We start from the raw sequence: 15,520 nt of genomic DNA on the forward strand, positions 1-15,520 counted from the left end.
TGGTTACCGATCGGGCTGCGAATGGACACGGTCGAGCTTGTCCAGAAGGGCGAGTCCGCGTTTCTTGTCCCCTTTCGCAGCACGCAGGCGAAAACGGGTCTCAATATCGAATTCAGCAAGCGCCCTCGAGGAGAATTCCTCGAAAAGCTTATTGATGCTGGTCCCCCGTGATGCGGCCAGTGCTTTGAGGCGTTCATGCTGATCGGAAGGAAGCCGGATAGTCAAAGTGCTCATGTCTTCTTTCTCCAAGTCAGAAACTCACCAGCGGTGAAGATCTTCAGTTTCGGAAACGCGAGCTCTGCCTGGGCGAAGCCCCGCTTGTTCGCTGTTATGATGACCTCCGCACCGCCGCCGACCGCCAGTTCCATGACATGGTTATCCGCCTCATCACGAAGGTTGGGCCGCCAGAGAAAATAGATAGGCACCCATTGGCAGCATGACAAAAAGGCATCCAGCAGTTCGGTTCTCTCCTCAGCGGAAAGGGGTGCACGGCCGAAAAGGTCGTCGCGATGGCAGACATCTTCATATTCGGAAAAAAGCGCATTCGCCATCAACGGAGTAATCTGTTCAAGCAAGCAAAGCCTGACGACCTGACGGGGGGCGCCCTCCGCATTCATGATGGCAGATACGAATATGTTCGTGTCGATGACGACTTTCATGAAGTGATAGCATATATGCTATCATCTCTCTGTCAACGGATCAGCCGATTTCCTCTTCGTAAACCTCCGGCTTGAAACCGACGATCAGCTTTCCGTCCGCCTCCAGGACCGGCCGCTTGATCATCGAGGGCTGGGCGAGCATCAGCGTGATCGCCCTCTCACGGTCGAGGTTCGTCTTGTCGGCTTCGTCGAGTTTCTTGAAGGTCGTGCCGGCGCGGTTGAGCACGATCTCCCAGCCAGCGCGATCCGTCCAGGTATCGAGATGAGCACGGTCGATGCCCTCGGCCTTGTAGTCGTGAAAGGTGTAAGTGACGCCCTTGCGGTCGAGCCAGTCGCGCGCCTTCTTCATCGTGTCGCAGTTCTTGATGCCGTAGATCGTGATTGCCATCGAAGCCTCTTCATCTCGGCCCGACCGATACCAAGTGCACCCCTTGCCGTGCAAGCCTCTCGGCGTAGTTAACGGTTGTTATGTGACAGTTGCATGGCTCCCCTGTTCCGTTGTGCATTGCACAAAAACAGCACAGGCATCATATTTTAGCAGAACGAAAAAGGAGAGTTTCACATGTCCGTACAGAAGAAAATCCGTGGCAGCGCCATTGGCCGCGCCTTCGCAGTGATGAGCGCCGCAATCTCGGTTTCGGCTGCCGTTGAAAACCACCGCCGCCCGACCAGCCGCGACCTGACCACCCTCGGCATCGACCCGAAGGCTTTCGATCGTCTCGGCTAATCGATCTTTCCCGGCCTTGCCTGGCTGGGAAGGTGACCGCGTCTCAGCCTTAAGTATAAGGCTTTGCAAAGTACTCGCGGAAACTGTCCGTTAACCATGCCATCCTATATTCTCCTAATATTCCGGGAGATGTGGATTTGGTCGGGCAGATTGTCAGGGAAGAAGCGCCGTCGGGGCCCGTGTCTGTCGACGGCGAGGTGTTGAAGCGGTCCGTCGCCAAACTGGCGAACGAGGCTTCCGCGCTCGGCCTTCACCTGGTCGATATCGCCGGTGCCATCCAGGATACGGCCGCGCAATCCTCAGCACACGCGACCTTGCTTGGCCGCCTGACCCAGTCCGCCCAATCGATCGCGGACGCCAACGGCCACGTTGCCCGCTCCCTTCAGGAATCCGACAAGCTGACGGCAAATGCGCGCAAGGTGCTCGGCGAACAGGCCGAACAGCTTTCCGGCTCGATCACTGCGATCGATCACATGGTGCATGCGTCGCAGGAGATCGGCGCCGAGATCAAGCTGTTTTCAACGGCGCTCGGAGATGTCGGGCGTCTGGCAGACGCGATCGGCATGATCGCCCGGCAGACGAACCTTCTGGCACTGAATGCCGCGATCGAGGCGGCACGTGCGGGCGAAGCCGGCAAGGGTTTCGCCGTGGTCGCCGCGGAGGTACGCGCGCTGTCGCTGCAAACCTCCCAGACCACCAGTTCGATCCAGACCACGCTCGACCAATTGAACAGCCGCATCGACAAGCTGGTAATGGCCGGCGAAGGCGCCAGCCAGTCGGCCGAGGGCGTCAAGACGACCGCGATGAAGGTTCAGGGGTCATTCAAGGGCGTCGAAGGCGTCATGACCCAGATCCTCGACAAGGCGTCCTCGCTCGCCGGAACGACCGAAACGGTCGACAGGCAATGCGGCGAGTTTGCCTCGTCGATAGCGTCCGCGGCAAGCGCGATCCTGAAATCCAATGATCAATTGCAGCAGACCTCGTCCCGCGTCGGAGAGGTGGTGACGATTTCCGAGCGGATGATCCAGACGACGGCGAGCGCCGGCATCGAGACCCCGGACGCTCCCCATATCCGTGCCGTGATGGCCTATGCCGCCGAGGTTTCGTCCGCCTTCGAGGCGGGTGTAAAATCCGGCCGCATCGATCTTGGGGCATTGTTCGACCGGCAATATGTTGCGATCCCCGGTAGCGATCCTGTCCAGTACATGACGCGCTTCACGGAATTCACCGATACCGTGCTGCCGCCTATCCAGGAACGGGCAACCGAAGGCGACGCCCAGGTGGCGTTCTGCGCCGCCATAGATGAAAACGGTTACCTGCCGACCCACAATCGAAAATTCTCGCAGCGCCAGCGTCCGGGCGACGTGACCTGGAATACCGCCAACTGCCGCAACCGGCGCATCTTCAATGACCGCGTGGGCCTGGCGGCCGGCCGCAACAAGGAGCCCTTTCTGCTGCAGACCTACCGTCGCGACATGGGCGGCGGTGAGTTTGTGCTGATGAAGGACATTTCTGCCCCGATCACCGTCAACGGACGCCATTGGGGCGGGCTGCGTCTCGCGATCAAGGTCTGATATCGGGAGGCGGCATGCGTTACCCCGCGTAGGCCGCGTCCAGTTCGGCAATATAGATCTTCTTCATCGAGAACATGGCCTGCATGACGCGATGGGCGCGGGCGCTATCGCTATCCGTCAGCATCTTCGGCATCCTCGCGTAACTGACCTGCCAGACAAGTCCGAAACGATCCGTCAGCCAGCCGCAGGGCTGTTGCTGGCCACCCTCGACGAGCTTGTCGTAATAGTGGTCGATCTCGTCCTGCGTCTCGCAATGAACAAGGAACGAAACCGCGCCGTTGAATTTAGCCCAGGGTCCACCGTTGATCGCCGCAAAATTCTGGCCCTCGAGCTCGAAGCCCATCGCCATCACCGAACCCTTGAGCCCGAGAGCGGCATCGCCATAACGCGAGACATCGGTGATCCTCGAATTGTCGAATACCGAGACATAGAAATTGACGGCTTCTTCCGCGTTGTTGTCGAACCAGAGATGCGGGACGATTTTATGCTTCTGGATGGCCATTTTTCTCTCCTCAAATGGGCGACCGGCCATAGGACGCCAAGGCGCCCGCCGATCCGACTCGCCCCGCGAAATTCTTTCAGATCATCATGCGGAGCTGTTCCGGCCGCGTCGGATAGGCAGGAGCGTTCGGATCAAAGCTCCATCGTCCGAACTCCTCATGCCGCGTCTCGCCATGGTGGCTGTAGACCAGCATGAACTCGCCGGCGATCCACGCATAGTTCCGTTCGATGGGCATGGGTTCTATGCGTCCGCAGCCATAGATCAGCGTCACATGCGGTGCGGCGTCCGCCCTCCAGACATTCGGAAGGTTGTGACGGGCAAGCGCGCGGCGCAGCATCTGGGCGAACTGGTTGACCACCGGATTGCCCCTGGCGCGATAGAGGGCGAGATGACGGTTGCCTCCGAACAGGGCGCTGCTGTCGAGCGTGATCGGCACGGGTCTCGCCTGGAGCCCGGCCGCGACAATTTTGGCGGCTTCGATGAGCGGCGTGGGCGGTTCTTCGAACTGTTCCATGCAGAGCAGGCTCATATGGAGAAGAGCGGCGGGATAGGCATCGCGGGTATTCTCGTTCGCCGCGTGGATCGTCGCGTCGCCATGCATGACGAGACCAACGGGTGCCGACGGCTTCAACACGAACATCAGCTTGCTCTTGCGCCGAGCCGGCGTCGCTTTGGGAAGCCAGCCTTCGCCAAAGGGGAGCGAAGGCTGGCCAGCGTGCTTGCGCAAGCTCATCTTGCTACCATCATAGTAGTGCGACCTCATGCCGTTGAATCGAACCTAGCGGGACTGCTCGGGAGAGTAAAGAACAAATGCAGAACAATTGCAATCATGGTTAATCCGCATGGCGGACGGCAGCCGCCGGCACACGTTCAGCCTCCCAGCCGTCAATCGCGCGTGGGGCCGCAAATGGCGGCGATCCGCTCAGCCGGAAAATCGGGGGCCGCCCGTGAAAGCTCAGCCAATAATTATGTGAGAAATACGCTGCTGCAGGCAGGAAAACGGGTTGAATCCACGGCCTGTAGGCATGATTTTAAAGTCAGTCGAAATGCGGAGGTTTTCCTCATGGCAACCCATCAATACCTGGTTTTCGAAACCGGCCGCGGCTTCTGCGGCATCGCCTGGAATAACGTCGGAATCACCCGTTTCCAGCTCCCGACCAACAGCGCGGATTCGACCGAGAAGCTGCTCCTGCGCCGGTTGCCTGAAGCCGAACCGGGCAGGCCGCCGGCCGAGGTGCTCGAAGCAATAGACGCCGTAAAACGTTACTTTGCGGGCGAAGAAGTCGATTTCTCCAAGGTCACGGTTGATCTCGAAGGCCAGGACGATTTCTTCAGGCAGATCTATGCCGCCGCCCGCCGGATCGGCTGGGGGCATACGACCACCTACGGCGCGATCGCCAGGGAACTCGGCGCCGGTCCTGAAGCCGCCCGCGATGTCGGCCAGGCGATGGCGAAAAATCCGGTGGCACTGATCATCCCATGCCATCGCGTGCTAGCTGCCGGCGGCAAGATCGGCGGCTTTTCGGCGCCCGGCGGATCGACGTCGAAGACCCGCATGCTGGAACTGGAAGGCGTACGCCTGACGCCGCCGGAACCGGCACAGCAATCGCTGGGATTCTGAAACATGCCAAAAAAAATACCGTCAGGAGCCTCATTCCCCCGACGGCACTTTCAAATTTCATCACGATCAATATGGGCGAGGTCCGTCAGACGTACCTACACCGCCGAAGGGTAGGTAAAAATCATTCCCACTCGATTGTGCCGGGCGGCTTCGAGGTCACGTCATAGACGACCCGGTTGATGCCGCGGACTTCGTTGATGATGCGGGTCGCCGTGCGGCCGAGGAAGTTCATGTCGTAGGGGTAGAAATCGGCCGTCATGCCGTCGACGGAGGTGACGGCACGCAGTGCGCAGACGAAATCGTAGGTGCGGTAATCGCCCATCACCCCGACGGTCTGCACCGGCAGGAGCACGGCGAACGCCTGCCAGATCGTGTCGTAGAGGCCGGCCTTGCGGATCTCGTCGAGATAGATCGCATCCGCCTTGCGCAGGATGTCGAGCTTTTCCTTGGTGACGGCGCCAGGGCAGCGGATTGCAAGGCCTGGACCCGGGAACGGGTGACGGCCGATAAAGCTGTCCGGCAGGCCGAGCTCGCGGCCGAGCGCGCGCACTTCGTCCTTGAAGAGTTCGCGCAGCGGCTCGACGAGCTTCATGTTCATGCGCTCGGGCAGGCCGCCGACATTGTGGTGGCTCTTGATCGTCACCGACGGGCCGCCGGAGAAGGAAACGCTTTCGATCACGTCCGGATAGAGCGTGCCTTGGGCCAGAAACGCCGGAGAACCCTTGCCGTCGGTGGCGATCTTGGCGGCTTCCGCCTCGAACACCTCGATGAACAGCCGGCCGATCGTCTTGCGCTTCACTTCCGGGTCGCTGACGCCTGCAAGCTGCGTCAGGAAAAGGTCGGACGCGTCCACATGAACGAGCGGGATGTTGTAGTTGTCGCGGAACATGCCGACGACCTGCTCAGTCTCGCCCTGGCGCATCAGGCCGTGATCGACATAGATGCAGGTCAGCTGGTCGCCGACCGCTTCGTGGATCAGCACGGCGGCGACGGAGGAATCGACGCCGCCGGACAAGCCGCAGATCACTTGCTCCTTGCCGACCTGTTCGCGGATCTTGCGGATCATTTCGGCACGATAGGCCGACATCGTCCAGTCGGACTTCAGCCCGACGATCTTGTGCACGAAATTGGAAAGCAGCTTGGCGCCGTCGGGCGTATGCACCACTTCCGGGTGGAACATGGTGGTGTAATAGTGCCGGCTCTCGTCGGCCGCGATCGCAAAAGGCGCATTTTCGGAAGTCGCGATGACCTCGAAGCCGTCCGGAAGCTGGGTGACGCGGTCGCCATGGCTCATCCAGACCGGATACCGGCCGCCGACTTCCCAGAAACCTTCGAACAGCGGGCTGTTGGCCTTGATCTCCACATCGGCGCGGCCGAATTCGGCCGCGTGCCCGCCTTCGACGACACCGCCGAGCTGGGTCGCAAGCGTCTGCTGACCGTAGCAGATGCCAAGGATCGGAACGCCGCTGTCGAACACCGCCTGCGGTGCGCGCGGGCTGCCTTCGGTGGTCACCGAAGCCGGGCCGCCCGAGAAGATCACGCCCTTCGGCTGAAGTTTCTCGAACGCGGCGGCTGCGTTCTGGAAGGGGTGGATTTCGCAGTAGACGCCCGCTTCGCGGATGCGACGCGCGATGAGCTGCGTCACCTGGCTGCCGAAATCGATGATGAGGATGCTGTCGGGATGAGCTATCTGGGTCATGCCGAGCCTTTAAAGAAACTTCCCCTTTCTGGCAACGGGGAATGAGGCGAAAATCACGGTCTCAAAGGGCGATGGCGCCGTCCTCCAGGCCTTCGAACAGGCTGTCGACCGCATCCGCCAGCTTCTTGTCGATCACGTGCAGATATTCCGTCCAGTCGCCGACATGCTTCAGTTCCTCCTTGCCGTCTGAAATGCCGCGCAGGCCGATCAGCGGCAGGCCGAAAAGCTGGCAGCAGCGCAGCACCGCAAACGTCTCCATGTCGACCATGTCGGCGCCGACGAGATCGTAGGCGGCGCCTGAGACGATATTGCCGCCGGTCGACAGCGAAGCTTCCCTGACGCCGGGGATGCGCAGGGAAAGCGGCATGATCGCCGGATGGTCGAGGAACGGCGTGTGGCCCTTCTCGAAGCCGAGCGGCGAGGCGTCCATGTCGCGATAGGCGACCGACGAGGCCTGGTAGATTTCCGTCTGCTCGAGATTGCGCGAGCCGGCCGAGCCGAGCGAGACGACGAGATCGGGCAGGTCGCCCGTTGCTTCGAGCCTCGTCAGCGCATGGGAAAGCACGACGGCTGCCTCGACCGGGCCGACGCCGGTCATCAGCGGCTTGATGCGGGATTTGAGTGCCGGGCCGTATTCGGCATCGACCGCCATCACGAAGAGTATGGACTTGCCGCCCGCAAGGCTCGGTTCGCCGAGGGGAAGTTGAGAAGTCATCCGGTTACGTCCTCTCGGCCCCGGATCACCATCATGGTGCCGGTCATGGAAGCGATCAGTTTGGCGGGGCCGTCGCCGATCGCATAGGCGCGGCCATCGGCGACGATGATGGTCGAACCCGGCTTGGTGATTTCGCCGCGGAACAGGAAGCGATCACCGCGGCCGGGAGACATCAGGTTCACCTTGAATTCGATGGTCAGGATCGAGGCATCCGGCTCGATCACCGTATAGGCGGCATAACCGCAGGCCGCATCGAGCGCCGCGGAAATCACGCCGGCATGCAGGAAACCGTGCTGCTGGGTGAGCTTGATGTCGAAAGGCAACTCGATCTCGACCATCGCCTGTTCGACGCGTGTCAGCTCGGCGCCGAGCATCGCCATCGCGCCCTGTCGGCCAAAGCTTTGGCGCACCCGTTCGCGGAAGTCACCGGTATCTTTCCCGTTCATGTCCCATCCCTTTCGCAGTTGCGAAATTGGCATGGCGGAGGGTGTTCGGCAAGCCATCGGATGGCACGTGCTTAATTCAGGAGAACGATCGACAGGTTGAGGAGCGTCGCGAAGGCGACCCACAGAGCATAGGGCACGAAAAGCCATGCGGCGGTACGATTTTCCCGCCAGCTTGCGGCGATGAACAGCAGGATCGAGACGAGCAACGGCACAATGATTACCAGGCCGAGAACCGGGCTCTGCAGGCCGAAGAAGGCTGGCGACCACAGAAGGTTGAGGACCGCCTGGATGGCAAAGAGAACGAGGCGGCGGCCGTTGTTCTCGTCATACCAGGTCGCGGAAAGCGCGACGCCGATCAGGATGTAGAGGAACGTCCACACCGGCGCGAAGATCCAGCCTGGCGGATTGAAGAATGGCTTGTCGAGAGACTGATACCATTGGCCGGGCTGGTTGCTTGCGCCGCTCAAGGCGCCGAGTGCGACGCAGGCGACGATGAAGAGGATCGTAACGACAGTTTTGGTCATGCGGCCCCAACTAGGGCGCTTCGGCAGCGGGAAAAGGTCAGTCCAGCCGGACGATATGCTGGTCCCAGGCAACCTTGCTGCGGGTGCCGTTGAACTGCCCGTCATAGGAGGAAACAGCGATGCCATGCGCGGCCGGCGCAACGCCGGCGGCCTCGCGGACGGCCTCTTCCTTCACCACCGCCCCGGTTTTGGCGTCCAGCGTCACGGCGGCCCCGCCGACCGGCGAGGTGAGGCCGACGACGCCGTCGCGGCGGTTGATGGCAATGGCGCCGACATAGTTGCTCAGCCGGACCGTCGTTTCCTCGGGCAGTGAGACAAAGGACAGGTCCTCGCCCTTGGAAAACCAGCCAGCAAGCGGGGGCAGGGCGTTGCGCGCCCCTTCCCACTGGCAGGCGAACCAGATTTGGCCGTTTTCTGCAATGTCGAGATGGCGGGTGGAGAGCTGCTTCAGCGAGGAGGGCAGGCGGTGCCGCTGGATGAGGGCGCCGGTCTTCGCATCGAGCAGCACCAGCGAGGGGTCCATGCGATCGACATTCAGCTTGGCGCGGCCGAAATCCGGATGGGTCTCGATGCCGCCATTGGCGACGACCAGCAGCCTGCCGTCATCGGAAACGGTCATGTCATGGGTGCCGATGCCATGGGCGTCGAACTCGCCGATGCGGCGGAATTTGTCGCGGGCTTCGTAGACGCCGATCATGCCGCGATTACCGTCGAAATCGTTCTCGCTGGCATAGAGCCGCGTTCCATCCGGCGAGAAATGGCCGTGTCCGTAGAAGTGCCGCCCTTCCGGCGAGGTGATCATCACCGGCTCGGCTTGCCGCGATGGGTCGAACACCATGGCAAACGTGCCCGGGCGGCGGGCGAAGGCGACGGTGCGGCCTGTGGCCGCGCTATAGGCCAAACCGTGGGCGCGGGCGGGAAGCGCGACGCGGTCGATGATCTCGCCACGTTCCGAGACGGTGGCGACACCGAACGAGCCGTCCGGGGCGCGAAAACCGGAGGCATAAACAGCATCGGCCCGTTCTAGCGCCATCAGCGAACGCGGCGAAAGCGCGGCGGTGAAGGTGATCCCCGCCGCCTTCAGGAAACCGCGCCGGTCGATGGCCTCGCCGCGCCACATGGTCTTAGTCGCCATCCGCGAAGGAGAAGCCGGAACTGAGGCCGATCGCGCCGCCGTAACCGTCGTTCAGCTTGGCGATGACGTCCTTTCCGTCGGCCAGCAGCGTATCGAGCTTCTTGCGCTCAGCAGCATTTTCGACCGCCCTTTCGAGGTCGGGCGTGATCTTCGCCGAAAGCTCGATCATCGACTTGAGCTGCGCCTGGGTGGCGGCGACGATCGGTCGGTCCTTTTCCTTGAGAAGCGCGACCATGCCGGACGTCTCCAGCAGGGCGGAAAGGCCTTCGAGATTGCCCTTGATGGTCGGCCAGGTGTTTTCCGAGCGCCAGAACAGTGCCTGTTTCGGGAATTTCGCCTTGTCGGCCCCCTTGTAGAAGGTCTCGATCCGCTGGTCGCGCACCGCTTCGGCGCCGTGCACGAGAATGCCGAGCAGCGCCGTGATCGCCTCGCCGCCGGTGCGGAAATCCGGATTGTCCGGCCCCGGCTGTTCCCAGGCCTTCTGGATGCCGTCGGGCGCATCCCAGATGTCGGAAAGTTCCTTGGCGACATTGGCGATATTGCCGGCGATGGCCGTGCCATAACGGCAGCGATAACTGTTCTTCGCCTTCAGAAGCTCGTCGGATCCCGTACCCGAAAGCACATATTCGAGTGCGCCGAAACCTTGCATGGCGACGCTCTTGGTGCCGAGCGTGGCGGGATCGGTGGCAGTCTCATCGACCTTGGACAGGACCGATTGCACCTGCTTCAGTCCCGTGCTCTTGCGGTCGGGATAAAAGAGAATGCGTTCGAAGCGGTTCTGCTCGATGACCGGCCCGACGCGGACCACTTCGATATGCGCCCAGCTCACCGCCGCATCGCGGAAGGCGCTTTTCGCGGCATCGTAACTCGTCCTGGAGGGCGCCTCGCAGAGCGCCTTCATCGCGGTCGTCATCCTGCCTGCGGATTCGTGGAAGGCGTCGTAACCCGGCCGGATGAACCCGTCGACCGCCGCCGTCATCACCTTGGTGACCTCGGCCATCGGCAGATCCACGGTGGGAGCGGCATCGCTCTCCTGCGCGAGAGCCGCGACGGGGATCAGCGAGACGAGTCCGGCAAGGAGGATTTTGCGCATCAAAGTGACTCCACAAATCTGAGCAGGGCGGCACGGTCCTGTTTGGAAAGTGCGGCGAAGGCATCGCGGGCCTTCTGCGCCTCCCCGCCATGCCAGAGAACGGCTTCTGTGAGGTTTCGCGCCCGGCCGTCATGCAGGAAGAACGTATGGGCGTTGACGGTTTCGGTAAGGCCAATGCCCCAGAGCGGCTGGGTGCGCCATTCGCTGCCGCCTGCGACGCCCACCGGCTGGCCGTCGGCAAGGCCTTCGCCCATGTCGTGCAGCAGGAAGTCCGAATAGGGCCAGATGAGCTGGAAGGCATGCGCCTTGTTGCCGGCATCGCGGCTGGTCACGAATTTCGGCGTGTGGCAGGCGGTGCAGCCGGACTGGTAGAAAATCTCCTTGCCCCTCAGCACCGTCCTGTCGCCGATTTCGCGGCGGGCCGGCACGGCCAGGTTCTCGGAATAGAAGGTAACCAGTGGCAGGACCGGATCGGGCGCTTCGACTGGCCCCAGCCGCTGCTGCACGCCGGTCGGCATGGCGAGGCATGCGGCTTCCGCCTTGGTGCAGTCGCCGTGGTCGAACGGATTGTCAGGGGTCGAGATGCCGAGGTCACCGGCAAAGGCGGCCGAGCTCTGGTCGCGGACCGAGGCATTCTGCGCCTTGAAGCCGAAGCGGCCGAGCTTCAGTTCGCCGGTCTTGTGGTCTCGGACCATGGCCGGCTTGCCGGAAATCCCGTCGCCATCCTTGTCGTCCGGGTCGGCCTTGGCGAGAATGTCGGCATCGTGGATAGCCTGGATGAGGCCCATGCCGATCATCGGCGGGGCGATGCGTGGCGACAGCGTCACGTCGCCCTCCATCGCGCCGTAACCGAGGTCGGCAACCGAATAGGCCGGCTTGCGCAGGTTGACGATTTCGCCATCACCGAGCCTGACCGGGATCTCCTCGTAGGAAATCTTCATCCGGCCTTCGGCTGCAAGGCCCGGTACCGCGAGGTCCTGCAACTGCTCGCCATAGGTTGCGTCAGGAAAATTGAGCTTCTGATAATCCGAGATGGCCTCCCGTTCCTCGTCGGTTCGCGCCGGACGGGCGAGCCGGAAGAACATGGAAGTCGCGTCGGCACCGCCTTCCGGAGGATGGCCGCGGCCGTCCTTCAGGTGGCAGCTCTGGCAGGCGCGGGCGTTGAAGAGGGGCCCAAGCCCGTCGGACGCCTGCGTCGAGGAGGGGGCCGAGACCCACAGCTTCGTGAACAGCGCGTTGCCGAGTTTGAACGTCCCTTCTTCCTCGAAGGTGAGGTTGGCGGAGAAATGCGAGAAGGCGTCGCCATTGACATCGGCGCGGCTGGTCGCGGCGCCGCCGGACATGGTCTCGAACTGTTCGGGCTTGGAAAAATCCGTCGTCGGGCGGGTGACGCTCTCGACGCGCTTCTGGTCCTTCGGATTGAGATCCGTGCGGATGGCCGGGTAAAGGGCATCGCCGCCTGTGGCGATCAGCGGCGTGAGAAGGAGAGCGCCCGACAGGATCGGCAACAGGAAGACGAAGGACTTGGGCGTTCTCATGGGAAATCGGGCCGCAGGCTGAAGGTCAGCCGCGGCCCGCCTTTTCGTTGCTTATTTGAAGACGGCGTCAGGATTATCGAGGCTGTCGGAACCTTCAAGCTCTACTTTGCCAAGCTTCAGCGACGCAATGACGCGCTCGACGCTCTTGCTCTGGTCGATCAGGCCGTCGATCGCCTTCTGGACGACCGCGTTGCCCTCTTTGTTGCCTTCGCCAATCATCTGGTCGTAAGCCTCGACCTTCTTGGCGCGGTCGGCCATGGCGTTCATGGCGGCGAGCGTCGCGTCCAGCTTGCCGAGCATTTCGGTGTCGAGCGACTTGTCGGTCGCCGCAACCAGTTCGGAGAGCGACGGGCCCGTCATCTTCGTGCCATCGACGCGGGTGTATTCGCCCGTATAGGCCGACTTGATGCCGATCGCGTCGTTGAGATGCGAGTTGTAGGTGTTGTCGGAGAAGCAGTCATGCTCCTCTTCCGGATCGTGCAGCAAAAGGCCGAGCTTCATGCGTTCGCCGGCAAGCTCGCCATAGGAGAGCGAACCCATGCCGGTCAGGATGGCGGTCAGGCCCTTCTTGGAATTGGCCTCGACGTTCCTGGTTGCCTTGCCCTTCGGTGCCCAGGCGACAACCATGTCCTTGAGGTCGGAGACCAGCAGGGCGGAGGCGGCCTTCAGGTATTCGGCGCGGCGGTCGCAATGGCCGTTGGTGCAATTGGCCTTGTCGTAGTCCGTGTAGGAGCGCTTACCGGCGCCCGGTCCGGTGCCGTTCAGGTCCTGGCCCCAGAGCAGGAATTCGATGACGTGGTAGCCGGTCGCGACATTCGCCTCGATCTCGCCGGCCTCGTTGAGGCTGCGCAGCGTCTTGGCGTCGAACTTCGAAAGGTTGAGCGTCTTGCCGTTGACCTTGATCTTAGGATTGGCGATGACGTTTGCGGTATAGAGCGCGTTCTCGTCGCTCTCGGTGCCGTAGGAGGCATCGACATAGTCGATCAGGCCTTCATCGAGCGGCCAGGCATTCACCTTGCCTTCCCAATCATCGACGATCGGGTTGCCGAAACGGTAGACTTCCGTCTGCTGGTAGGGAACGCGGGCGGCGATCCAGGCGTCCTTGGCAGCCTTGAGCGTCTCTTCGCTGGGCTTGGCGATCAGCGCGTTGACCGCCTTGTCGAGCGCCTGCGCGGTCGTCAGCGAATCCTCGTATTTCGCATGTGCCAGTTCGGCATAATGCTTGAGGACGGCGGCGGATGTGGTGGCCGCCTCAGCCTCGGTCACGACGAACGTCGCGGAGGCAGCGAAAAGCGCCAGGGCGGCGCCAAGAACGGTCTTGCGGATCATGTCCCTCTCCTTCACGGCCCGGATCTCTCCCCGGCCGTCAAAGGGTTCATCGCGCAATTGGAAACTGGTGTCAAACTATCTAGTTTAGAATAATTTGAAAGTAGAGCTCGACTTTGATCTCGGTCCGCACGCACTCAAACTTTGCGTTGCATGCGACAGAAAAAGAATCCGTCAGTATCGGTACTTGCCGGCGTAAGCGTGACGGTTAGTGCATCTTTCGAGCGTGGCCGCGGTGCGTCCTTCCCGAAAATCTCATCCCAGCGCGCCGCGGCCGGCGCAATCGAAAACTCCGGGTTTTCGGCGCAGAAACGAGAAACCTGGGCATCGTTCTCCTCCGGCAGGATGGAGCAGGTGACATAAAGCAGCGCGCCGCCCGGCTTCACGAAGACGGCGGCTTCCGAAAGCGCCTCCTGCTGCTGGGCAATGCGCTCGTCGAGGTTTTTCGGGGTCAGCCGCCACTTGGTGTCCGGACGGCGGCGCCAGGTGCCGGTGCCGGTGCAGGGGGCGTCGACCAGGACCGCATCGAGCTTGCCCTTCAGGGCGTTGAGCTGGCGCGCATCGTCATGCACCTGCACATTGCGGGTGCCCGCGCGCCGCAGCCGCTCGATGATCGGCGCCAGTCGCTTGCGGTCGGCGTCATAGGCGTGGATCTGGCCCTTGTTGTGCATGGCGGCCGACATGGCGAGCGTCTTGCCGCCGCCGCCCGCGCAATAGTCGAGGACCTGGTCGTGTTCGCCCGGCTGCACGAGATCGGCGACGATCTGCGAGCCTTCATCCTGGACTTCGAACCAACCCTTCTGGAACGAAAGCTCGGCGGTGACGTTGGGCAGGCGGGACGCTCCCTCGCCGGCGGCAATCCGGATGCCGTTGCGGGCGATGAGCGAAGGCTTCGCGGCCGAACGTTCCAACGCCCTGACGACCTTTTCTTGGCTCGCCTTCAGCGTATTGGCGCGCAGATCGAGGGTCGGGCGGTCGGCCAACGCCTTGGCCTCGACCAGCCAGTCCTCGCCGAAATTGGCTTCGAAGGATGGCTGGATCCAGTCGGGTATGTCCCCCTGCACATGCGGGGGTGCATCATCGAGACTGCGGGAGGCGAGCGAGGAGAGGTTCGCCTCGGTCAAGGCCGGCGGGGCGAAACGGTCGTCGGCGAACTCGGCCTGGAGCGCCTCGAGCGTCAGGCCCCACTGCCGGATGAGGACCGCGTAGGCGAGCGCAGCGGGGCTTTCGTCATCCATCAACCAGGCATGCGACAGCCGCATGCGCAATGCGTCGTAGACGATATTGCCGATTGCGGCCCGATCGCCGGAACCGGCGAAACGATGGGCGAGGCCCCAATCCTTGAGGGCATCGGCGACGGGGCGCCTGCGGGTCTCGATATCCGCCAGCACCTCAATGGCCCCGGCAATTCGTCCGCCCAATCGCATGTCGCTCTCCGTGTCGGTTGCACCCGTGTGGCACGGGTCGTAACCGTGATCGCGCGATAGGGCAAGAGGCCGGTCCAAACAGCCTCCTTGAACAAACTCAGCCTTCGATCGCTTTCAGGCCCTTGCCCGGGACCTTCTGGTCGTTGGCGTCGACGATCTGGTAGCAGACCTGGGCGGTGCCGGAGCTGATCATGCCGATGTTCTTGGCTGCGGCCTTGGAGACGTCGATCACCCGGCCGCGGATGAATGGCCCGCGGTCGTTGATGCGAACGACGACGCTTTTGCCGTTGCGCTTGTTGGTCACGACAACCTTGGTGCCGAAAGGCAGCGTTCGATGTGCCGCGGTCATGAGAGAAGGGTTCATCCGTTCCCCGGATGCGGTCTTGGATCCGAGGGCGTACCAGGATGCGTGACCGCACCCGGGCGCAGCATTGGCCTGCGCGGCGCCGAGAGTTGCAAAAGCAGCAATGGAGGCCGCGGCGAAAGTCGAGCGTCGAATTGTTGTCAAGTCGGTCGTCCCCGTTCGTTTTGTCC

Annotated in this window: 18 protein-coding genes; 3 read left to right on the forward strand and 15 right to left on the reverse strand. The window is 62.3% G+C overall.

Going from position 1 to position 15,520, the window contains the following annotated elements; genetic code table 11:
- Positions 1-3: 3 nt before the first annotated feature.
- From ACSQ8R_RS21755 to ACSQ8R_RS21765, 3 genes are read right to left on the reverse strand one after another with little or no spacing between them, the layout of a single operon-like run.
- Entirely contained in the window at positions 4-249 is a 246-nt protein-coding gene (locus tag ACSQ8R_RS21755) for a ribbon-helix-helix protein, CopG family (RefSeq protein ID WP_436255282.1), read from the reverse strand.
- Positions 231-659 (reverse strand): putative toxin-antitoxin system toxin component, PIN family, encoded by a 429-nt coding sequence (locus ACSQ8R_RS21760; RefSeq protein ID WP_436255283.1) that lies wholly within the window; start codon positions 657-659, stop codon positions 231-233. The genes ACSQ8R_RS21755 and ACSQ8R_RS21760 overlap by 19 nt, the downstream gene beginning before the upstream one ends.
- A gap of 40 nt (positions 660-699) precedes the next feature.
- Positions 700-1,047 (reverse strand): ArsC family reductase, encoded by a 348-nt coding sequence (locus ACSQ8R_RS21765; RefSeq protein WP_436255284.1) that lies wholly within the window; start codon positions 1,045-1,047, stop codon positions 700-702.
- A 174-nt stretch (positions 1,048-1,221) separates the two neighbouring features.
- Between ACSQ8R_RS21765 and ACSQ8R_RS21770 the strand changes: the two genes are divergently transcribed.
- Together ACSQ8R_RS21770 and ACSQ8R_RS21775 are read left to right on the forward strand one after the other, a co-directional pair.
- Positions 1,222-1,386 (forward strand): hypothetical protein, encoded by a 165-nt coding sequence (locus ACSQ8R_RS21770; protein WP_436255285.1) that lies wholly within the window; start codon positions 1,222-1,224, stop codon positions 1,384-1,386.
- A 131-nt stretch (positions 1,387-1,517) separates the two neighbouring features.
- A complete protein-coding gene (locus ACSQ8R_RS21775; RefSeq protein ID WP_436255286.1) occupies positions 1,518-2,960 on the forward strand; it encodes a methyl-accepting chemotaxis protein in 1,443 nt (480 codons plus the stop codon).
- Between the two features lie 19 nt (positions 2,961-2,979).
- Here ACSQ8R_RS21775 and ACSQ8R_RS21780 read toward each other — a convergent pair whose 3' ends face one another.
- Positions 2,980-3,462: a VOC family protein gene (locus ACSQ8R_RS21780; RefSeq protein ID WP_436255287.1), complete on the reverse strand. Its 483-nt coding sequence runs from the start codon at positions 3,460-3,462 to the stop codon at positions 2,980-2,982.
- 76 nt (positions 3,463-3,538) lie between these two features.
- A complete protein-coding gene (locus ACSQ8R_RS21785; RefSeq protein ID WP_436255288.1) occupies positions 3,539-4,195 on the reverse strand; it encodes a 2'-5' RNA ligase family protein in 657 nt (218 codons plus the stop codon).
- Between the two features lie 330 nt (positions 4,196-4,525).
- On the opposite strand from ACSQ8R_RS21785, the gene ACSQ8R_RS21790 reads away from it, so the two are divergent.
- A complete protein-coding gene (locus tag ACSQ8R_RS21790) occupies positions 4,526-5,083 on the forward strand; it encodes a methylated-DNA--[protein]-cysteine S-methyltransferase (protein WP_436255289.1) in 558 nt (185 codons plus the stop codon).
- A 121-nt stretch (positions 5,084-5,204) separates the two neighbouring features.
- On the opposite strand, the gene guaA is transcribed toward ACSQ8R_RS21790, so the two are convergent.
- The 10 genes from guaA to ACSQ8R_RS21840 all read right to left on the reverse strand — a co-directional run bounded on the left by guaA (position 5,205) and on the right by ACSQ8R_RS21840 (position 15,494).
- Positions 5,205-6,782 carry a glutamine-hydrolyzing GMP synthase gene (guaA, locus tag ACSQ8R_RS21795; protein ID WP_436255290.1) on the reverse strand — a complete coding sequence of 526 codons (1,578 nt, stop codon included), beginning with the start codon at positions 6,780-6,782 and terminating at the stop codon, positions 5,205-5,207.
- A gap of 61 nt (positions 6,783-6,843) precedes the next feature.
- Entirely contained in the window at positions 6,844-7,497 is a 654-nt protein-coding gene (locus ACSQ8R_RS21800) for a 5'-methylthioadenosine/S-adenosylhomocysteine nucleosidase (protein ID WP_436255291.1), read from the reverse strand.
- A complete protein-coding gene (locus tag ACSQ8R_RS21805) occupies positions 7,494-7,943 on the reverse strand; it encodes a PaaI family thioesterase (protein ID WP_436255292.1) in 450 nt (149 codons plus the stop codon). The genes ACSQ8R_RS21800 and ACSQ8R_RS21805 overlap by 4 nt, the downstream gene beginning before the upstream one ends.
- A gap of 71 nt (positions 7,944-8,014) precedes the next feature.
- Positions 8,015-8,467 (reverse strand): TspO/MBR family protein, encoded by a 453-nt coding sequence (locus ACSQ8R_RS21810; protein ID WP_436255293.1) that lies wholly within the window; start codon positions 8,465-8,467, stop codon positions 8,015-8,017.
- Between the two features lie 37 nt (positions 8,468-8,504).
- Complete coding sequence (locus ACSQ8R_RS21815; protein WP_436255542.1) at positions 8,505-9,587, reverse strand: DUF1513 domain-containing protein; 1,083 nt, start codon at positions 9,585-9,587, stop codon at positions 8,505-8,507.
- Positions 9,588-9,591: 4 nt separating this feature from the next.
- Positions 9,592-10,695 (reverse strand): imelysin family protein, encoded by a 1,104-nt coding sequence (locus ACSQ8R_RS21820; RefSeq protein ID WP_436255294.1) that lies wholly within the window; start codon positions 10,693-10,695, stop codon positions 9,592-9,594.
- Positions 10,695-12,233 carry a di-heme oxidoredictase family protein gene (locus tag ACSQ8R_RS21825; protein ID WP_436255295.1) on the reverse strand — a complete coding sequence of 513 codons (1,539 nt, stop codon included), beginning with the start codon at positions 12,231-12,233 and terminating at the stop codon, positions 10,695-10,697. Before ACSQ8R_RS21825 ends, ACSQ8R_RS21820 begins: the two co-directional genes overlap by 1 nt.
- A gap of 51 nt (positions 12,234-12,284) precedes the next feature.
- Positions 12,285-13,562, reverse strand: coding sequence for an imelysin family protein (locus ACSQ8R_RS21830; RefSeq protein WP_436255296.1), 1,278 nt, complete (start codon positions 13,560-13,562; stop codon positions 12,285-12,287).
- Positions 13,563-13,696: 134 nt separating this feature from the next.
- Positions 13,697-14,986: an RsmB/NOP family class I SAM-dependent RNA methyltransferase gene (locus tag ACSQ8R_RS21835; RefSeq protein WP_436255543.1), complete on the reverse strand. Its 1,290-nt coding sequence runs from the start codon at positions 14,984-14,986 to the stop codon at positions 13,697-13,699.
- Between the two features lie 97 nt (positions 14,987-15,083).
- Positions 15,084-15,494, reverse strand: coding sequence for a septal ring lytic transglycosylase RlpA family protein (locus ACSQ8R_RS21840; RefSeq protein WP_436255297.1), 411 nt, complete (start codon positions 15,492-15,494; stop codon positions 15,084-15,086).
- Between the last annotated feature and the right edge of the window lie 26 nt (positions 15,495-15,520).

It is taken from the genome of Neorhizobium sp. LjRoot104 (genome assembly GCF_964253725.1).
Classification (GTDB): Bacteria; Pseudomonadota; Alphaproteobacteria; order Rhizobiales; family Rhizobiaceae; genus Neorhizobium.

Coding starts and splice junctions, on each gene's coding strand:
- ACSQ8R_RS21825 (WP_436255295.1), bottom strand. CDS start 12,233: ATGAGAACGCCCAAGTCCTTCGTCTTCCTGTTGCCGATCCTGTCGGGC.
- ACSQ8R_RS21770 (WP_436255285.1), top strand. CDS start 1,222: ATGTCCGTACAGAAGAAAATCCGTGGCAGCGCCATTGGCCGCGCCTTC.
- ACSQ8R_RS21765 (WP_436255284.1), bottom strand. CDS start 1,047: ATGGCAATCACGATCTACGGCATCAAGAACTGCGACACGATGAAGAAG.
- ACSQ8R_RS21820 (WP_436255294.1), bottom strand. CDS start 10,695: ATGCGCAAAATCCTCCTTGCCGGACTCGTCTCGCTGATCCCCGTCGCG.
- ACSQ8R_RS21790 (WP_436255289.1), top strand. CDS start 4,526: ATGGCAACCCATCAATACCTGGTTTTCGAAACCGGCCGCGGCTTCTGC.
- ACSQ8R_RS21830 (WP_436255296.1), bottom strand. CDS start 13,562: ATGATCCGCAAGACCGTTCTTGGCGCCGCCCTGGCGCTTTTCGCTGCC.
- ACSQ8R_RS21835 (WP_436255543.1), bottom strand. CDS start 14,986: ATGCGATTGGGCGGACGAATTGCCGGGGCCATTGAGGTGCTGGCGGAT.
- ACSQ8R_RS21800 (WP_436255291.1), bottom strand. CDS start 7,497: ATGACTTCTCAACTTCCCCTCGGCGAACCGAGCCTTGCGGGCGGCAAG.
- ACSQ8R_RS21805 (WP_436255292.1), bottom strand. CDS start 7,943: ATGAACGGGAAAGATACCGGTGACTTCCGCGAACGGGTGCGCCAAAGC.
- guaA (WP_436255290.1), bottom strand. CDS start 6,782: ATGACCCAGATAGCTCATCCCGACAGCATCCTCATCATCGATTTCGGC.
- ACSQ8R_RS21815 (WP_436255542.1), bottom strand. CDS start 9,587: ATGTGGCGCGGCGAGGCCATCGACCGGCGCGGTTTCCTGAAGGCGGCG.
- ACSQ8R_RS21785 (WP_436255288.1), bottom strand. CDS start 4,195: ATGAGCTTGCGCAAGCACGCTGGCCAGCCTTCGCTCCCCTTTGGCGAA.
- ACSQ8R_RS21810 (WP_436255293.1), bottom strand. CDS start 8,467: ATGACCAAAACTGTCGTTACGATCCTCTTCATCGTCGCCTGCGTCGCA.
- ACSQ8R_RS21780 (WP_436255287.1), bottom strand. CDS start 3,462: ATGGCCATCCAGAAGCATAAAATCGTCCCGCATCTCTGGTTCGACAAC.
- ACSQ8R_RS21760 (WP_436255283.1), bottom strand. CDS start 659: ATGAAAGTCGTCATCGACACGAACATATTCGTATCTGCCATCATGAAT.